We start from the raw sequence: 15,922 nt of genomic DNA on the forward strand, positions 1-15,922 counted from the left end.
AAGTTTTCTCCGAATGGTTACAGCGATAAAGTGTTCAGGCCAGCCACTGGCCCTGCTCCAGCTCGAGCAGCAGCAACATCGTCAGCGCCTGGGCATAGGGCACGGGCGCCATGGCAATGTCGCAGTAGTACTGATGGTCATGACCGACCATGGTGCCTTTGGAGGCCTCGAGGACGATGCCGTCCCCGTCGATGCGCTGCCAGACGGCCCGGGCCGCCCGCAGGGCAGGTTCAATCGTGGCCTCATCCAGCAGGCCCAGACGGACACAGCGCAACATGCCATAGGCGATCCCCGCCGTGGCCGAGGACTCCTGGGGGGAGAAGGGATCATCCAGCACCGTGTGCCACATGCCGTTGTCGGCCTGCAGCTCGCACAGGGAGCGCACCTGGCGCGCCACCACCTGGGTGAAGTAGCGCCGCACCCCGGCGTCCAGGTGATCCCCCATCAGATCGATGAATTCGGGGATGGCTACCGTGATCCAGGCGTTGCCCCTGGCCCAGAAGGCCTCGGCATAATGGTGCCGGTCGAGGAAGGTCCAGCCGTGGTACCAGAGGCCGCTCTTGGGCTCGCTCAGGTAGCGGGTGTGCAGCAGGAACTGGTAGACGGCCTCGTCGATCAGATCCTGGCGCGCCAGCACGATCCCGGCGGTGCCGAGGAAGAGGCAGGTCATGAAGAGGGTGTCGTCCCAGAGCTGGCCGGTGTTGGGCTGCTCCTTCACCACGTGCTGGAAGCCGCCCTCCTCGGTCCTGGGCAGGTTGGCCATCAGATCGTCGGCCCAGGCGTTGACCGTCTCGCGCAGATCGGCGCGGCCGCTGTGGCCTGCCAGCAGCGCCAGGGTGATCATGGGAGCCGTGGTGTTGATCTGCATGGCGGGCAGCCCTCTGGCTATCTGTCCTTCATACCAGGCCAGCAACGAGGCTTGCAGTTCGGCATCCTCCTGGTGCCGGGCATAGCGCCAGAACCCGTAGAGCCCGACCCCGACCTCCCACTCCCACAGTTCGAACTGGATGGCCAGGCCCTGGCTGGCGGTCAGCTCGCCCATGCCTTTGAGTTGGCAGAAGCCGCGGACCACCCGCTCCAGGGTGGGGATGAGTGCTTGCTGTTTCATTGTGCCTCTCCACGATAGGTGATGACGGGATCGCATCCCGCCTCGGCGGGGAAGGAGTGGGAGACCCCCTCGATCAGGCAGTTGCCTTGCCAGTCCAGGCGCATGAGCTCAGACTCCGGAGTACAGGCGATGGCTGTCTCGCCCTCGAGGCGGACTTCGAGCTTGGCCATGCGTTGGCAGAAGGCCGCGAAGGCGGCGTCGTCGCCATGGCCGACCTCGATATACCAGGCCACCCGGTGCGCCTTGGCGCGATATTCGTTGCCGGCGGTCATCCCGGTCGTTACCGCGCACAGGGGGGCCGAGCAGCCGATGGCGGCAAAGGCATTCCCGGCCCGGATCAGGCAGCCGTGGGCCGTGGCGATCACCCGATCGAAGGCCTCTGCCGGCAGATAAAGGTGGGTCCAGGGGAAGGGGTCATCCTCGGCCAGCCGATAGAGCTGCAGGGTGCGGTTCTCCACCTGCATCACCCGCGGCAGCACGCCGTTGCCGGACCAGTAGGAGGGGCGCTGCTCGCCGCCGGGCTCGGCTTCGCCGGGGTGGTTGACCCAGAACTTGGCGTCATGACCTGAGGCGAACTGCACATCCACCAGATGCTGCTGATGGCCGCGCTGACCGCTGTGATGGTCGACGCAGCTGGAGAGGCTGACCCCCGGCTCCTTCCAGACGACTATCTTGCCGCCTCCCGCCTGATAGCAGGCCGCCAGCGTGCCCTGTTGCAGTGTCGCGTAGCGGTCGGCCTCGAGGGGAGGCTGATAGTCGCTGGCACAGAACAGCGGCAGGGAGGCGCACTTGCGGTTATACCAGCCGCCGCCCCAGGCGACGTTGCCGTAGGCCGACAGCTCGGTGAGCACGCCGGCCAGCAGCTCTTTCTCGTAGACCCGCCCCATGGTGCCGGCGGCGATCCCGGCCTGATAATGCAGGGAACTGAGCAGCATCAGCCGATCGATGAGCGCCTTGGCGCGCTCGCGCACCCAGGCATCTCCCGCCAGCTGATAGAGCGCGAACAGGCCGATGTAGTCGACCGGGTAGTAGGGTGCCGAGTTCCACTCGACGAAGCCGTGGCGATCGATGGCATCGAACCACTGCGCCAGACGCTCTGCCGCGATGGCGCGTTGCTGCTGGCCGCTGCGTCCCGAGGCCAGGAAGCGCTCGTGGGGGAACAGCTGGCCAGCCAGGTATTGGGCGGTGTGGAAGCAGAGGGTATGGTTCTCGCTCCAGAACCACATCACGTCGTTGCCCGGCTCATCCAGCCAGTAACGGTAACCGAGGATGGCGCTGCGTACCCGGCGCCACATGGCGGGGGGGAAGTGCTCGCCCTGATGGTGTTGCCAGATCCAGAGCAGCGGGACCAGGGAAAAATCGGAGCAATCCTCGCGGGCGCTGATCCGCGCCAGGGTGTCGAGCAGCAGTTGATCGGCCTCGGCCGTTAACTCGCCGCAGTGCAGCATGGCCAGCAGGCGGGCGGTGCGATCCATGCCATGACGGGCGGTGTGGCGCAGCGCCTGCTGCTTGCGATCGCTCAGGCTGGTTGATTGCTCGGCCTGGCCGAGGGGTTGCATGATGTTGACACCAATGCTGCGGCTGATGGTGACGCCGGCGCAGTGGATGTTCAGCACAATCTGGTAGTGCGCCGGACCGATATCGGCAGGGAGCGCCAGGGTCAGCAGCTGGCTGCCCGGCGTGAGGGTGCCGAAATCCAACTGACGCGCCTTGAAGTTGTCATTGCCCATGCCGTGGATCTCGCCTTGCAGGCGCACGGGGTGAGTCGGTGCGGCCACGCCGAGCCGGATGCGGGCCTGGTTGTGCCAGGCGCTGAGTTCGGGGCGCATGGCGCCAGCAAACTGGCACAGCTCATCGAGCACGTCGGCATCGACATGGGGCAGCGAGACCCCAAGAGGCGCGTGACCACGGTAGATGAGCCGCAGCGCAAACAGAGTATCCCGCTCGAACAGCTCTTCCAGATGAATCAGCAGGGTGCTCTTGCCCGCCTGCAAGGGCAGCATCAGCTCGCAGCTCTGCAGCTTGTTGCGGGTGAAGGGGGTGAACCGGGCGATGGCCACCCCGTCGCACCACAGGCGAGCTCCCCCACAAGTCGACAGCTGGAAGGGATAGTTGCCCGCCTCGTCGGCATGCAACTCTACCTCCAGCCAGCGCTGCACATGGAATGGCACACGCTGGAAGGAGGAAAAAGAGACGGTATCGCTCTCGCCGGTGAAACTCACCTGTGTGCGCGGCAGGGCGTCATCCGGTTCGACGGTGCGCTCGGCCATCTGCTGGCGGAAAATACGTCGGCAGAAGGCATCTTCTTGCGGCCCGGCACCATTCTGGAAGCGGTAATCCATGGTCATGTCCATGGCTTCACCGGCAAAAAACTCTGCGAATCGCTCCTCGCGGGGCGCGGAGACGCAAAAACGGGTGAGTGCCGCATTTGGCTCAAGCACCCAATTTCCAAGCTTCATACTGCTCTCCTTGAAGCTATTGAGACCCATAGGGATTATTAATATTGAGTAATCAGACGAACCCCTTTTTATGTTATTAAAGGGGTTTGCCTCTTCAATTAATATAAAAACAGATGGCAGCGTGTTTTAACGGCGATTGAGAAAAGTCATTGGGCCGTTGGACATCTGATTTCATCTCTCATTCAATGCAATGATGCAAACTGTGACCTGAGCGACAATATGTCGACAGTCAACCGGTTAGTGTTTCCTGAACTGGAGCATAACCATAATGTTTGCTCATTCAGTGATAGCGAAATGTCAATTTCAGATAAGTCTGTATTGCGTGACACAAGGCCCATATTCAGCGATGAATGATCACTCGAAATGAATGACAGGGGTCATTGGATTCCCTTTTTACTTCATCTCTCACGGCTCTTTATTTATCGTGTCATAGGACCTGGTTGGCATTGACTTTCAAGGGTGCTGTCGTTATTCACTGACTCCAATGGCTCTCGATATCGTAGAGGTGAGCCTGGGGCCTCTGCCCTGGGATAGCCTATTCAGGTCTAGAAGATGTACTCAATCCCGACGCGCCAGCGCCACTGCCAGTCATTGGGGTAGGGGTTGTCATCGGCCGGATCGTTGTATGATACGTAGCCGATCTCGGTGAAGGGTCGCCAGTTCTTGTTGATGGGGACGCGAATGGTGACGTTGTTAAGATATGAATACTCTTCGCCGTTGAAGTCAGGATAATCGAGCTTCTTATATTCGAAGTCATAGGCAACAGACCAATTCTCTGCGTTATAACCAAGGTAATAGTTCAACTGGAAATAATGGCCGTTTTCCTTGTTGAGCGAATCATCGTAGTTACGCTGACCCACCCGGAAACGTGCGGCAGTATAAAAATTGGGATTGAACCAGTAAGTCGGTTTGAAATGAACACGCAGATCTTGCACGTCATTGGTGATCTCGGTATTAAAGCCGGCTTCCCACCACCATTTGTCATTGGGCTTGGCAAGATAGCTCAGGTCATATTCAGTGCCCGTGGTGTGAAGTTCATCGAAAGCACCTTCACCCTCACCTCCGTTGGTAAATTTGGATTCGACACCAAACCCCCAACCATTATCGAAGCGGTGGGAAACCACCAGACGATCGCTTTGTTGATCCTGTTTTTCCAGGAACTCGTGTCGATAATTGAGGCTCCATGCATTTGCATTCATGCTGGTGAGCGCCGAGCAGACGGCGATGGCTGCACACGTGAATTTCAGCGTCATAACGTTCGATCAATCCTATGAAAAAAAGCTACTGACAGTGGTCCCATTGCCAGATAGCGCATGTGGCTTTCAATCTGGATTGGACTCGTTGGTGTCGAATTTGGTGGCGGAGCACGGCCGCGTGGAGGTCAGCACGCGCATCTGTGAGGACGTGCTGGCCAGGTTTTATCTCATCGGGCACTTTGCATTTTCAAAACGACGGTTCAAATATAGTTCATTTTGTGTTTCATTTACAACGGTGGCGCCATGATGAGATCCGAAAATGGGATCTATATCTATATAAAATGAAACGGCGTTTCTTTTGTGGGGGCTGGAGGGGGTTGACTGGAGCTTGCTGGGGAGCGTTCAGGGCTCGAAGACGAGCAGGCGGTGTTTGCGATGAGCCAGAAGCGATCTGGCCCTCGGAAAGAGGGCCAGCGAGGATGGACATTGTGTCTGGGGGTTTAGCCCTGGCGAGCCTTGAATCTGGGATTGCTCTTGCAGATCACGAACAGCTTGCCGCGCCGACGCACGACCTGGCAGTCCGGGTGACGTGACTTGGCTGATTTCAGGGAGGCGAGTACCTTCATGACTTCTCTTTTCCTTTGTTGAAGAATTGGCCGAATCGCTGACTGAAGCGGGCGACTTGTCCTTCCTTGCCGACTTGCTTCTGCTTGCCGGTATAGAAGGGGTGGGAGGCACTGGAGACGTCCAGCGTCACATAGGGATAGGTGTTGCCATCTTCCCACTGCCTGGTGCGATCGGTCTGCAAGGTGGATCCGATCAGGAAGCAGGTGTTGCTGGCCAGATCGTGAAACAGGACCTTGCGGTATTGAGGGTGAATGTCGGGGCGCATGATTGTCTCATTTTGTTATGTTATAACATGAAATAATGATGCGAAAGATGAGAACCAATATCAACTATTTTTTCTCCCGAGGTGGTCAGGCAGGATGGAACGCGCTCAGAAAAGGGAAGCGGGAGGAATGCGATGAGGTCATGACAGGGGAGAGCGATGGATTGTTGAGCGATGGAAGGGGAACGAGAAGTTGAGTCTTTACTTTTGTTTTTTACTGTATAAAAATACAGTTAAATATCATGGAGACGTATCCTATGCGCCTGGAAATCATCATCGACAGAAAACATCAGATCCCCACTGCGACCATGGAGGCGCTGCGCCAGGAGTTGCTCAAGCAACTGGGCGAGCGATTCCCTGATCTGCATGTGCGGGTCGCCCCGGGCAGCGCCATGGCCTTGACGGTCAGTCGAGCCAGCAAGGAGGACAGGGAACTGGCCGAAGCCATGGTGCAGGAAGTGTGGGAGAACGCCGAGAGCTGGATGCCGGAGGCAGAGGGCGCCGAGGCCTGATCAGGGGCAGGTTGTCGATTTTCCTGCCCTGACCGGGCTGGGGTTCACCCCGATTTGAACGAAACGCAGCTCAAGGCTGCGTTTCGTGTTTGTGGGCAGGCGACCGGGCACTTAGCCAGACCAGAAGATTCAGAGCCCGGCCCAGCGTTTGAGGCTGCCGCCCTGTACCCGCTGGTTGGCCTCTGCAATGTCGCCATTGGCGCGAAGCGCCTTGAGGGCAATGGGCAGGGCCGTGCGCACCTCGTCGGCCGTCATCCCTGCCTGGAGGGCGGGATGATAGGCGAGCTTGAGCAGCACATAGTCGAGACCTGTGGGGAAGCTGTCGATGCTGTTGTCATTGAAGATGGAGGGAAACACCTTGTTCGAGTCGTTGGGCAGTCCCATCACTTGGGTGAGCTCCTCCACAACGCAATCCAGGAAGCGGCCCTTGGCCCGGCTGTAGTCCACCGGGATGATGATGGTGGCACGGGTGATCTCGTAACGGGCATTGGTGACGAAATTGGCCAGGCAGATCCCCTCCTTGAGGGCAATGCCGACAGAGTCATCCTGGCGCATGGTGCGGCGGGCCCAGCTGGCCATCTGCTGGTGCCTGGTCATGATGAGGGTGAGATTGGGGTTGTCGCGGACGAGCAGTATGGGGTGGCCGGTGATCCTGGCCAGATGCTGGCTCTGCACCTTGACCACCTCGGCCTGCAGCGGCTTGTCGCCAAACTCGTTGATGAGCTTGAGGCGGATGGGGCCCTGCCAGCGGGAGAAGCGTACCTGGGTCTCATGGCCATATTCCCGCTGCATGGCGACTTCCATGAAGCTCTGGATCAGATAGTCGTTGCTCTGCCAGCGCTCGGTGGCCAGCAGGGAGCAGGGCAGCAGCGCGGCGAGCCACAGGGCCAGCATCCGGCCTCGCGCGGCATGCCGAGGGCTGCGCCCTGAACGAGTGTGCCCTGGGATCATCTTGCCTCCTTGCAACCGATGGCCTCAGCCCGAGGTGCGTTCGATGTCACGCCAGGTGAGCCAGAGCCTGAGATCGAACTCCAGTTGATGATAGTCCGGTTCCATGTGCTGACAGAGCTGATAGAAGGCCTTGTTGTGATCCTTCTCCCGCAGGTGGGCCAGCTCGTGGACCACTATCATCTTCAGGAAGGCGGGATGGGCCTCCTTGAACAGGGCGGCGATGCGGATCTCGTTCTTGGCCTTGAGCTTGTTGCCCTGTACCCGGCTGACATAGGTGTGCAGGCCGAGGGCATCCTTGATCACATTGATCTTGCCGTCGAAGATCACCTTGGTGAGCGGCGCCGAGCTTTTCAGGTAGCGGTTTTTCAGCTCCATGGTGTAGGCCAGCAGCGCCTTGTCACTCTGGATGAGGTGGGTCTCGGGGTAGCGTTTGGCCAGCATCTCGCCGAGTTTTCCCGCCGCGATCAACTGCTGTACCTGGTTCTTGAGGGGATCAGGATAGCCCCCCAGATAGGTCAGTTCCGCCATGATATCTCCCCCTTCACACTAAAAAAGAGCGCCATTGTAATCATGATGGGCCCCCTTGAACACAGGTCTGCACGCCAATGAAAGGGGCCGTCGCTGTTGCCAGCGACGGCCCCGAGTTTCGTCAATCTGTCTCAACGCCGGCGATAGAGACCCGGATCCACCTCTTGGTAGCGGTCCGTCAGATATTGATAGAAGGCGAGGCTGGAGGGAGAACTCGGCGTTTTCAGCTGCTCTGCCACCCGCTCCGGCTTGGCGATGATGAACTTGGGATCCTGCCGCCGGATGTCGGCCAGCACCCGTTCGCGCACGTCATAGGGCGGATTGACGTTGGCGAAGAACAGATAGGCGGAGGCGGGCTGGCGATCTGTCCACAGATAGTATTGCGGCTGTATGCCGTCGACCCAGATCTTGTCGGTCGGCCCTGTCTCGGCCTTGATCCTGTCGACCCGCACCTGGGCCGGCGGATTGAACGGCTTGCCCTTGAGGTTGCCCTCCCAGGCGTTGTTGACCAGCAGCGCCAGCATGGCGAGTGACGCCAGCCAGGGGGTGGCGCTGCGCACATCCCAGGCGCGCCACAGCGGCACCAGGATGAGCACCGGCAGGGCCCACAGCAGGCTGTTGCCAAGCACTTCGCGCACCCGCGGTAGCGACCACTCCTTGGTGCTCCAGCCGTAACCGAGCTGCTGGGCCAGCAGCCAGCTCGCGGTCAGTACCACTAGCGAGATGCAGAGCAGGCCCAGGGCATCGGACTGCTGCTCGCTGCGATCCAGCAGGCAGGCCAGAGGCAGCAGGCCAAGTTGCAGGTAGAGCACGTCGTAGTGATCGAACACATGGCCTGAGACGGAGTTGGCGATCAGGGTGAAGAGCACGCCGAACAGGGTGGCGCAGAGGGCGGGCAGATACCACTCCTGGCGGCGTCCCAGCATCAGCACCATGAAGGCGGGCAGCAGCATGACGAGGCCGGTGCGCAGCAAGCCGACGGCACCCACTTCCGGCGAGAAGCCGTTGCCATAGCTCCCCTCGAAGAAGATGCCGAAGGCGTAGTATTTGAATTCGTCCAGCAACCCGTGGTGCTGGAAGTAGGCAAACAGCGGGCCGCCGACCAGGGCCAGCCCCAGCAGGCTGGAGCAGAGCAGGCCGAAGGCGCAGCGCCACTGCTCACGCAGACACCAGTGGCAGAACAGCACCAGATACCAGGCTCCCCAGAAGGCGCCGTTGTTGGTGCGCATCCAGGCCACGATGGCGAAGGTGAGGGCCGCCACCAGGGCCGGGCCCCAGCGAAACTGCTTGTCCAGCAGCAGGGTGATGAAGGCCCACTGGGCGATGAGGGCCAGATGGAAGGTCCAGTCCTCGGTCATGTTGCCGTAGTAGTAGCGGGTGCTGTAGAGCGCAAGGATCGCCAGCATGCTGCCGAGACGGGCCCGCAGGGAGAGCCCCAGCTGGGAGAACGCCTGCCAGCTGGCGAGCAGACCGAGCCAGCAGAGCACCCACTCCAGCAGCCAGATCCCGAAGAAGCCGCCCAGGGAGTAGCCGAGGGCATCGAGGGCGAAGATCATGGGGCCCTTGATGTCGATCATGTCCCGATAGAGTACGCCCCCCTCGCTCCACATCTTGCCCATCACAGCAAACAGGGAGGCATCAAAGCCGGGCGCCATGCCGTGGAACAGCGGGTTGCGCAAGCAAAACAGCAACGCCATCAGGGCGGTGAGCAGGACAACCAGCGGCTTGAGCCCGGGGTTGTAGCGCTGAGGGGTAAAACGGATGGCGTGATTCATGGATGACCTGTTCCTGCGGGAAAGACGTAAAAGCGGGCCTATCTTGCCGAGGCCGGCAGTCCGATGCAATGGGCTGGGGTGATGTGTTTGAAATAATGTATAAAAGTAGCGTTTTCAGTGCCCGCAGTGGGCTAAATGATTAGCGGGACCCGCTGTTGACTGGTGTTGCCGAGGCCGGCAGTCCGCTGCAATGGGGCTGGGGACTGTGCTTGAAAAATGTAACAAGCGCCGCTCTCACGAAGAAAAGCGGCGCCTTGACAGGGGAGGGCCCGGCGAGGGGCCTCAGGCCATGGGACTGGCGCCCTGGTATTCCACCAGTGCCGGCAGGGGGGCCAGCTCGGGCAGATGGCGGGCCCAGCGGATAAAGGCATCGGCCAGGGTGATGCCGAGCTCCTGATTGTGCTGGGTCAGGGTGCGGGCCAGGGCCGTGTAGCCCTCCTTGCCGGAGGCGGTGTAGGCGCTGGAGACCCCCCGATAGATGGCATCCATCTCGACGCTCTGCCACTGACCCGGACTCGCCTCCCATTCGAGGCGGGTGATCCTGCTCCCCTTGGGCCTGTCTGCCTGATAACTGAAGCGCATCCCGGCGGTGTAAGGGAAGCTGCCGCTGCCATTGCCGACCACACCGTTGTTGGTGGCGTTGTCGATGGCCCCCTCCAGCGCTTCTGCCAGCTCATGACCGTGCACCCGGTAGAGGGTGAGCGGGATGGCAAAGGGCAGCAGGCGCCCGGCGATGTCCGCCTCGCTCAAGGGGCCGGGTTCGAGGGAGCAGCGCACCCCCCCTGCGTTGTGCAGGGCGAAGTCCACCTGACCCACCTGCTCGCGGGCACCGGCCAGCATGGCGCTCGCCACCAGGGGGGCGACCTGACTGCCGGCGGGCAGGGCGGCATCGGGCAGGCGCTGATGGTGCAGTGGCCCGGCGAGGTGGGTCACGATGCGCCGGGTCATGGTCTCGAGCTCGGGCCGGTAGCGCCTGGCCAGATGCTGCTCGATCTCGGGGGCTGGCTCGCAGAAATGGAGACCTGCCGGCGGGGGCGAGGCAAAGGGCCATGGCTGCCAGGGCAGCCACTCCAGCTGGCCGCGGCTTTGGCAAACGCGCCCGCGCGCATCAAATTCCAGCTCGCACACCCCGAGGCACAGCGCGCTGTGGGCCGCATGCAGTATGGCGACCCCCTCGATCATCAAGGGGTAGCTCCCCTCGCTCATCAGTCCGAGCGGGGCCAGATCCCCCAGCTGGCTGTGGGTGTGGCCGCCGACAATCAGGCTGAGTTCGGGGAAGCGGGCCGCCAGCTTCTTGTCCTGCTCCAGCCCAAGGTGGCTGAGCAATATGATGTGCTCTATTCCTTCGGCCTTGATCTCGCCGAGGGCGGCGCTGAGGGTCTCTTCGATGCCGTGGAAGCGGGTATGGGGATCCGGGCTCGCGATGGCGGCCATCTGCGGCAAGGTGATGCCGAGCAGGGCGAAGGGGACGCCGTCGATGACGCGCCTGTGCCAGGGGCGGCTGGCATCAAACAGCTGCGGCAAGCCGTGCAGCCGCAGCGGGGCATCGGCCGGCTCCTGTCTGCTGTCGAGGTTGGCGGCCAGCACCGGATAGTCGAGCTGGCGCAGAAACTCCACCAGCGGGCCGTTGCCGAGATCGAACTCATGGTTGCCGATCACCATGGCATCCGGTCGCAGCAGGCCGAGCAGGTCGGCGTTGGCCCGCCCCTTGAAGCGGTTGAAATAGAGCGACCCCTGGAAGGTGTCACCCCCGTGCAGCAGCAGGCAGGTCTGGCCCGCGGCGGCGGCCTGCTGGCGCAGGGCGGTCAGCCGGGTCAGGATGCGGCCGTAGCCGCCACATTGGGTGCGCCACTCGGACTCACCCTCTGGGGAGAAGCGCATGGGCGCGCCATCGAAATGGGAGTGGCAGTCACTGAAGTGGGCAAGTTGAACCGTAATACTCAAGGCTCGGTCCTCCTTAGGGAAAAAGAGCACCGAGTCTACTGCAAGGGGTGGGGGGGATGCCAGCCCGGCAGACGCCGGGCTGGAAAAGTGTCAGACGGTACTCAGGCAGGCACCAGGATCTGGGTGGCGAGGATCACCACCAAGAGGCCGACGGCGACCGGCATGGAGGTGCGTTTGACCACCTCGAACGGGGATAGATTGCCCATGCCCGCACAGGCGACCACCACCCCGGAGACCGGCGAGATGGTGCGACCCAGGTTGGAAGCCTGCAGCATGGGGATGACCAGGTAGGCGGGATTGACGCCCAGACTGGTGGCCAGGTGCGGGATCAGCTCCACGAAGGCGTAGAAGGGGGCGTTGCCGGAACCCGTGGTGAAGGCGGCCAGGGTGGTGATGACCACCAGCACCAGCATGATGATGACGCCGCCGGTGCCAAAGCTCTGGGCCAGATCCAGGAGGTTTGCGATGAAGCCGAGCCCCATCAGCCCCTGGGCAAACACACCGGCTCCCACCAGCAGCATGACCACGCCGGCGAAGGCGTCGGCCATGCTGCGCCAGCACACCTGCAGACCGTCCAGCAGCTCGCGGCCGTTGCGCTTGCGCACCAGCTCCAGCAGGGCGGCCAGCACCAGGCAGATGACGATGATGGTGACGATGTCGAGCTTGGGGCCCAGCTTGCCGTCAAACAGCAGCACGCCGATGATGGGAGTGAACGGCAGTATGGCGTAGAAGCCGGGGGCGTCTGTGATGAGATCGCTCGGGGCAACCGCCTCGTTGTGCTCGCCGGACTTTCTGTCCAGATAGCGCTGCCAGAAGAAGTGGGTCACCGCCATGGCGGCTATGGCCGTCAGGGAGATGGGCAGGGTCAGCTTGAAGGCAAACTCGATGAGCTCCATGTTGGCGGCCTGGGCGGCCATCACCACGTCCCCGGAGGTGGGGGCCAGTATGATGGCGGCCGGAGAGGCGCACACCGCGGCCGCGGCGCCACGGGAGATCCCCATGTTGACCATCAGCGGGAACAGGGTCGCCATCAGCAGCACGCCGAGGCCGGTGGCGGAGCTCACCGCCAGCGACATGGCACAGGCCACCAGGTAGGCGGCTACCAGCAATATGTAGGGGGACTTGATGATGCCAAGGGGCTTGCTGGCCAGCTTCACCAAGATGGTGTTGGCGCCGATGTGGCTCATGTAGCCGGCAAAGCCGCACAGCACCATGATCAGCATGCCGAGGCCGCCCCCCCTGTCTACCAGCAGGAAGCGCACGTACTCGAACACGTCTGTGGCCACGTGGCCGGTGGAGGTGACGCTGGCTGGCAGCACCGCCTTGCCCATCAGGGCGGTGATCGCCAGCAGCAAGAGGCCGCCGCTGAGCAGCACCCCGGTCGCCGAATAGCCCTTGAAGATGTAGCGACCCACGGCCAGGGTGACCAGGGTGCCAATAAGGAGTTCCATCATAAATAGGTTCCTGAGTATGGAGTGACGTCGGGCATCTAACGGGCTGAGCAGAGGGTTGGACTGGCTAGCTCGACATGTGCCAACAAAAACGCCGGGATTATTACCCCATAAGGAGTAATTCGCCATGGGGATGGTGGCTGGCTGTGATCTCCCTTGCAAATCCCCATTCTGAACGGGTGGAAGCTGCCCCTTTGCCTCCCCCGGCTCCGAGAGCAGGTGACAGCGCCCCTGATCGCGGTTAATCTCCCACACTGACTATTAATTCATTGATTATTAATTGAAATTACGCCGGACTCACAAGGAGCAAGGCAGCACGACGATGGGACTCTTCAGCAAGACAGGGGCGGTGGCGGCCCTCATATATGCCGCCTCAATCGGAGCAGCACCCTCCCATTATGCAGGTATTCGGGTGGCGCCCGATATCAAGGTCGATTTCCAGTTCTATCGGGTATCAGGAGCCGATGTGGCCGCCGTGATGCGCCAGATCACCGCCTTGTCGCCTACTCAGGCGGACGGCCATATCGGCAGGGCCAGCTATCAGCTCTCCTGGCAGTTGCAGACCAGGGCGACCCCGGCGCGCTGCGAGCTGGATCAGGCCCAGGTGACGGCCCGCATCCAGGTCAGGGTGCCGAACTGGATGGACAAGGGCAGGGCGTCCGCGGCGGAGCGGCAGAAGTGGGACAAGCTGGTGGCGGCCATGTTCGACTACGAGAGCCGTCACAAGGACATCTTGCTCGAAAGCGTCAGCCAGCTCGGCATCCGGTTCGCCCAGTTGCCCGTCGCCCGGGATTGCGCCGCCTTGCAGTACCAGGGTTGGCAACAGGGGCAGGCGGTGCTGGAGGCGACTCGGGATCGATTCGCCACCCTGGCGCAGCAGACCGATCGGGGGCGCAAGCTCGGGGTCAGCTGGCCAGAGGGCAGCTGACCGTCATCGCCAATAAAAAACGGGCTTCCCTTGGGGAAGCCCGTTTTGTTTGAGGTCCAGCCTGGGTGGGGATCAGGACGCCGGATCGCGCAGGGGCTTGCCCTTGAGCAGCCTGCGTACCCAGTAGCGGGCCGGATGCAGCGCCTCCAGCAGATCGGCGGCCAGCGGCAACGGATCCCCGCAGATCTCGCTCGCGACCAGCTCACCGCAGAGCGGCGCCGAGCACAGGCCCCGGGAGCCGAGGGCGCCCAGCGCATAGAGACCGGCGTGCAGGGGCAGCGCGCGCTGCTGATCAGCGGGGGCCTTAGGGTCTTGATCCGCCAGGCTTGCCAATCTGGCGATTGGCCCTGCCACCGGCAGGTGATCCCGGCTGGCGCAGCGAACGCCCACCCGCGCCTCGTTGCCGCTCATGTCCACCTCGGCAGGCCAGTTTTGATCCGGCAGGCAGGCTTGCAGCCGCGCCCGGTTCTGAGCCTGCTCCTCGGCACTGAATGCGAGGGTACTCTGATTGCGGCCATAGCTGGCCCCGATGCAGTGCGCTCCGTCGTGGGCCGGGGTGAGGTAGCCGTCGTAGCAGAGCACAGTCCTGAGCTGGCTTAACCGTGCCGTGGTCGGCACATGGCTCACCTGACCGCGCACCGGGTAGAGCGGCAGCTCCGCGAAGGGGAGCAGGGCGGGCAGCCGGTGACCGGCGGCCACCACCAGGTTGGGGGCCTGCCACTGGCGGCCATCCAGGCTCTCCACCTGCCAGCGCTCTGCCAGCTCGCTGATGGTGCTCACCGGTGTGTGGTACTCAAGGCGCAACAGACCGCTGGCTTGCGCTTCTTTCAGGGCGGCGCGGGTGAGATCCGCCGGGCAGAGCCAGCCCCCCAGGGGGTAGCTGACGCCACCGTGGCCGCAGGGCAGGCCGACCACCTGCTCAACTTCCGAGGCAGAGAGTGGGTGCATCAGCTCGGGGGGGAAGGGACCCTGACCCATCTTGGCGAGCTTGGCGGCGGACTTGTCGTCGTAGCCGAGCTGGGTGACGCCGCACAGGGAGAAGGCCACGGGATGGCGCGCGGCCAGGGCCAGCAGCCGCTGGCGGGCATAGCCGAAGGCGAGGGAATAGAAGCGCGACAGGGCGTCGTGCTCCCCGTTGAGCAGCGGATAGAGCGCCCCTTGCCGGTTGCCGGAGGCACCGGTGGCGGGTTCGCCCTCTTCGCACAGCAGGGTCACCTTGCGACCCCGCTCCACCAGGGAGAGCGCCGTCATGGCCGAGGCGATGCCGCCGCCGATGATCAGCACCTCGCCGTCCCGGCCGGCGGGGCGGGCATACCAGGGGGAGATGCTCTGTTCGGGCACTTTGCCCTCCCGCCTCCCAGCCAGCATCTCCCGCTTGCTGCCGTGTCCCTTCACCTTCTTCATGGCAAAGCCGGCGTCAATCAGACCGCGGCGCACGAAACCGGCGCAGGTAAAGGTCGAGAGGGTCGCGCTGGGGCGGGCGAGGCGAGCGAGGCCATCGAACAGCGCTTGTGTCCACATCTCGGGATTCTTGGCAGGCGAGAAGCCATCCAGATACCAGGCATCCACCAGACCCTGGGGGCCGTGAGGCACCTGGGGCAGCATCTCCTTGATGTCGCCAAGCCAGAGATCGAGGTGGATGCGGCCGCCGGCAAAAATGAGGCGGTGGCAGCCGGAGACCGGCAGCGGCCACTGGTCGATGAGAGGCTGGCTAAGGTGCGCGAGCTCGGGCCAGGCCGCCAGGGCCTTGCAGAGATCGGCCTGGGCCAGGGGGTATTTCTCGAAGCTGATGAAGTGCAGGTGCGAGCCGTTGCCGGATTGGGGGGCCTGTTCCAGGAAGGCGGCCATTGTCGCCAGAAAGTTAAGACCTGTGCCGAAACCTGTTTCGCCAATCACGAAACTGTCACTATCGTGGTGCGAAAATCGTGCCGGTAGGTGATTTTGCAATAAAAAGACGTAGCGGGTTTCACTTAGACCGTTATCATTGGAAAAGTACACATCCCCGAACTCACTGGAGACTGGAGTTCCCGCTTCATTCCAGTCCAATCGGGCATGATGTAAGGATGTTTGACTCACGTTTTCCTCTGCTCGCGTCATAAATTCGCGGGCATTCTACGTGAAAGCAGACCAGTTTGGCAGCCGAAAGCGGGTAGACTCGGTGCCAGTTTTTCCAGACGAGAT

General features: G+C 62.2%; 13 protein-coding genes. 2 read left to right on the plus strand and 11 right to left on the minus strand.

All coding sequences use genetic code 11. From position 1 onward, the window contains the following. Positions 1-34: 34 nt before the first annotated feature. From bglB to AC3WR3_RS02305, 5 genes are all read right to left on the minus strand, one after another. The gene (gene bglB, locus AC3WR3_RS02285) at positions 35-1,108 is read right to left on the minus strand and encodes a beta-galactosidase BglB (RefSeq protein WP_492291049.1); all 1,074 of its coding nucleotides are present in this window, start codon (positions 1,106-1,108) and stop codon (positions 35-37) included. Beyond that, the gene (locus AC3WR3_RS02290) at positions 1,105-3,567 is read right to left on the minus strand and encodes a hypothetical protein (protein WP_492291050.1); all 2,463 of its coding nucleotides are present in this window, start codon (positions 3,565-3,567) and stop codon (positions 1,105-1,107) included. The genes bglB and AC3WR3_RS02290 overlap by 4 nt, the downstream gene beginning before the upstream one ends. Positions 3,568-4,112: 545 nt before the next feature. Then, positions 4,113-4,820 carry an oligogalacturonate-specific porin KdgM family protein gene (locus AC3WR3_RS02295; RefSeq protein WP_106887010.1) on the minus strand — a complete coding sequence of 236 codons (708 nt, stop codon included), beginning with the start codon at positions 4,818-4,820 and terminating at the stop codon, positions 4,113-4,115. A 443-nt stretch (positions 4,821-5,263) separates the two neighbouring features. Beyond that, positions 5,264-5,389 (minus strand): type B 50S ribosomal protein L36, encoded by a 126-nt coding sequence (gene ykgO, locus AC3WR3_RS02300; RefSeq protein WP_025326720.1) that lies wholly within the window; start codon positions 5,387-5,389, stop codon positions 5,264-5,266. Continuing rightward, positions 5,386-5,655: a type B 50S ribosomal protein L31 gene (locus AC3WR3_RS02305; RefSeq protein WP_492291051.1), complete on the minus strand. Its 270-nt coding sequence runs from the start codon at positions 5,653-5,655 to the stop codon at positions 5,386-5,388. The genes ykgO and AC3WR3_RS02305 overlap by 4 nt, the downstream gene beginning before the upstream one ends. A 254-nt stretch (positions 5,656-5,909) precedes the next feature. On the opposite strand from AC3WR3_RS02305, the gene AC3WR3_RS02310 reads away from it, so the two are divergent. Next, on the plus strand, positions 5,910-6,164 hold the full coding sequence (locus tag AC3WR3_RS02310) for a DinI family protein (protein ID WP_171273977.1): 255 nt from the start codon (positions 5,910-5,912) through the stop codon (positions 6,162-6,164). Positions 6,165-6,293: 129 nt separating this feature from the next. On the opposite strand, the gene AC3WR3_RS02315 is transcribed toward AC3WR3_RS02310, so the two are convergent. The 5 genes from AC3WR3_RS02315 to dcuC all read right to left on the minus strand — a co-directional run bounded on the left by AC3WR3_RS02315 (position 6,294) and on the right by dcuC (position 12,816). Continuing rightward, positions 6,294-7,058 carry a DUF2927 domain-containing protein gene (locus AC3WR3_RS02315; protein ID WP_492291052.1) on the minus strand — a complete coding sequence of 255 codons (765 nt, stop codon included), beginning with the start codon at positions 7,056-7,058 and terminating at the stop codon, positions 6,294-6,296. An 81-nt stretch (positions 7,059-7,139) separates the two neighbouring features. Then, entirely contained in the window at positions 7,140-7,643 is a 504-nt protein-coding gene (locus tag AC3WR3_RS02320; protein WP_492291053.1) for a M48 family metallopeptidase, read from the minus strand. A 131-nt stretch (positions 7,644-7,774) separates the two neighbouring features. Continuing rightward, positions 7,775-9,418, minus strand: a complete 1,644-nt coding sequence (locus AC3WR3_RS02325) for a hypothetical protein (protein WP_162519158.1) — start codon at positions 9,416-9,418, stop codon at positions 7,775-7,777. A gap of 282 nt (positions 9,419-9,700) precedes the next feature. After that, positions 9,701-11,362 carry a bifunctional metallophosphatase/5'-nucleotidase gene (locus AC3WR3_RS02330; RefSeq protein WP_492291054.1) on the minus strand — a complete coding sequence of 554 codons (1,662 nt, stop codon included), beginning with the start codon at positions 11,360-11,362 and terminating at the stop codon, positions 9,701-9,703. Positions 11,363-11,463: 101 nt separating this feature from the next. Further along, positions 11,464-12,816 (minus strand): anaerobic C4-dicarboxylate transporter DcuC, encoded by a 1,353-nt coding sequence (gene dcuC / locus AC3WR3_RS02335; protein WP_202045304.1) that lies wholly within the window; start codon positions 12,814-12,816, stop codon positions 11,464-11,466. A gap of 319 nt (positions 12,817-13,135) precedes the next feature. Between dcuC and AC3WR3_RS02340 the strand changes: the two genes are divergently transcribed. Next, complete coding sequence (locus AC3WR3_RS02340) at positions 13,136-13,741, plus strand: DUF922 domain-containing protein (RefSeq protein ID WP_492291055.1); 606 nt, start codon at positions 13,136-13,138, stop codon at positions 13,739-13,741. A 72-nt stretch (positions 13,742-13,813) separates the two neighbouring features. Here AC3WR3_RS02340 and mnmC read toward each other — a convergent pair whose 3' ends face one another. Then, the gene (gene mnmC / locus AC3WR3_RS02345; RefSeq protein ID WP_492291056.1) at positions 13,814-15,838 is read right to left on the minus strand and encodes a bifunctional tRNA (5-methylaminomethyl-2-thiouridine)(34)-methyltransferase MnmC2/FAD-dependent 5-carboxymethylaminomethyl-2-thiouridine(34) oxidoreductase MnmC1; all 2,025 of its coding nucleotides are present in this window, start codon (positions 15,836-15,838) and stop codon (positions 13,814-13,816) included. Positions 15,839-15,922 lie beyond the last annotated feature (84 nt).

The organism is Aeromonas sp. EU05-FHT14A05 (assembly GCF_058791175.1).

What these genes read in the sequence shown, in the direction of transcription:
- AC3WR3_RS02305 (WP_492291051.1), bottom strand. Translation starts at nt 5,655, where the DNA reads ATGCGCCCCGACATTCACCCTCAATACCGCAAGGTCCTGTTTCACGAT.
- AC3WR3_RS02340 (WP_492291055.1), top strand. Translation starts at nt 13,136, where the DNA reads ATGGGACTCTTCAGCAAGACAGGGGCGGTGGCGGCCCTCATATATGCC.
- bglB (WP_492291049.1), bottom strand. Translation starts at nt 1,108, where the DNA reads ATGAAACAGCAAGCACTCATCCCCACCCTGGAGCGGGTGGTCCGCGGC.
- AC3WR3_RS02315 (WP_492291052.1), bottom strand. Translation starts at nt 7,058, where the DNA reads ATGCTGGCCCTGTGGCTCGCCGCGCTGCTGCCCTGCTCCCTGCTGGCC.
- mnmC (WP_492291056.1), bottom strand. Translation starts at nt 15,838, where the DNA reads ATGACGCGAGCAGAGGAAAACGTGAGTCAAACATCCTTACATCATGCC.
- AC3WR3_RS02320 (WP_492291053.1), bottom strand. Translation starts at nt 7,643, where the DNA reads ATGGCGGAACTGACCTATCTGGGGGGCTATCCTGATCCCCTCAAGAAC.
- AC3WR3_RS02310 (WP_171273977.1), top strand. Translation starts at nt 5,910, where the DNA reads ATGCGCCTGGAAATCATCATCGACAGAAAACATCAGATCCCCACTGCG.
- dcuC (WP_202045304.1), bottom strand. Translation starts at nt 12,816, where the DNA reads ATGATGGAACTCCTTATTGGCACCCTGGTCACCCTGGCCGTGGGTCGC.
- AC3WR3_RS02290 (WP_492291050.1), bottom strand. Translation starts at nt 3,567, where the DNA reads ATGAAGCTTGGAAATTGGGTGCTTGAGCCAAATGCGGCACTCACCCGT.
- AC3WR3_RS02325 (WP_162519158.1), bottom strand. Translation starts at nt 9,418, where the DNA reads ATGAATCACGCCATCCGTTTTACCCCTCAGCGCTACAACCCCGGGCTC.
- AC3WR3_RS02295 (WP_106887010.1), bottom strand. Translation starts at nt 4,820, where the DNA reads ATGACGCTGAAATTCACGTGTGCAGCCATCGCCGTCTGCTCGGCGCTC.
- ykgO (WP_025326720.1), bottom strand. Translation starts at nt 5,389, where the DNA reads ATGAAGGTACTCGCCTCCCTGAAATCAGCCAAGTCACGTCACCCGGAC.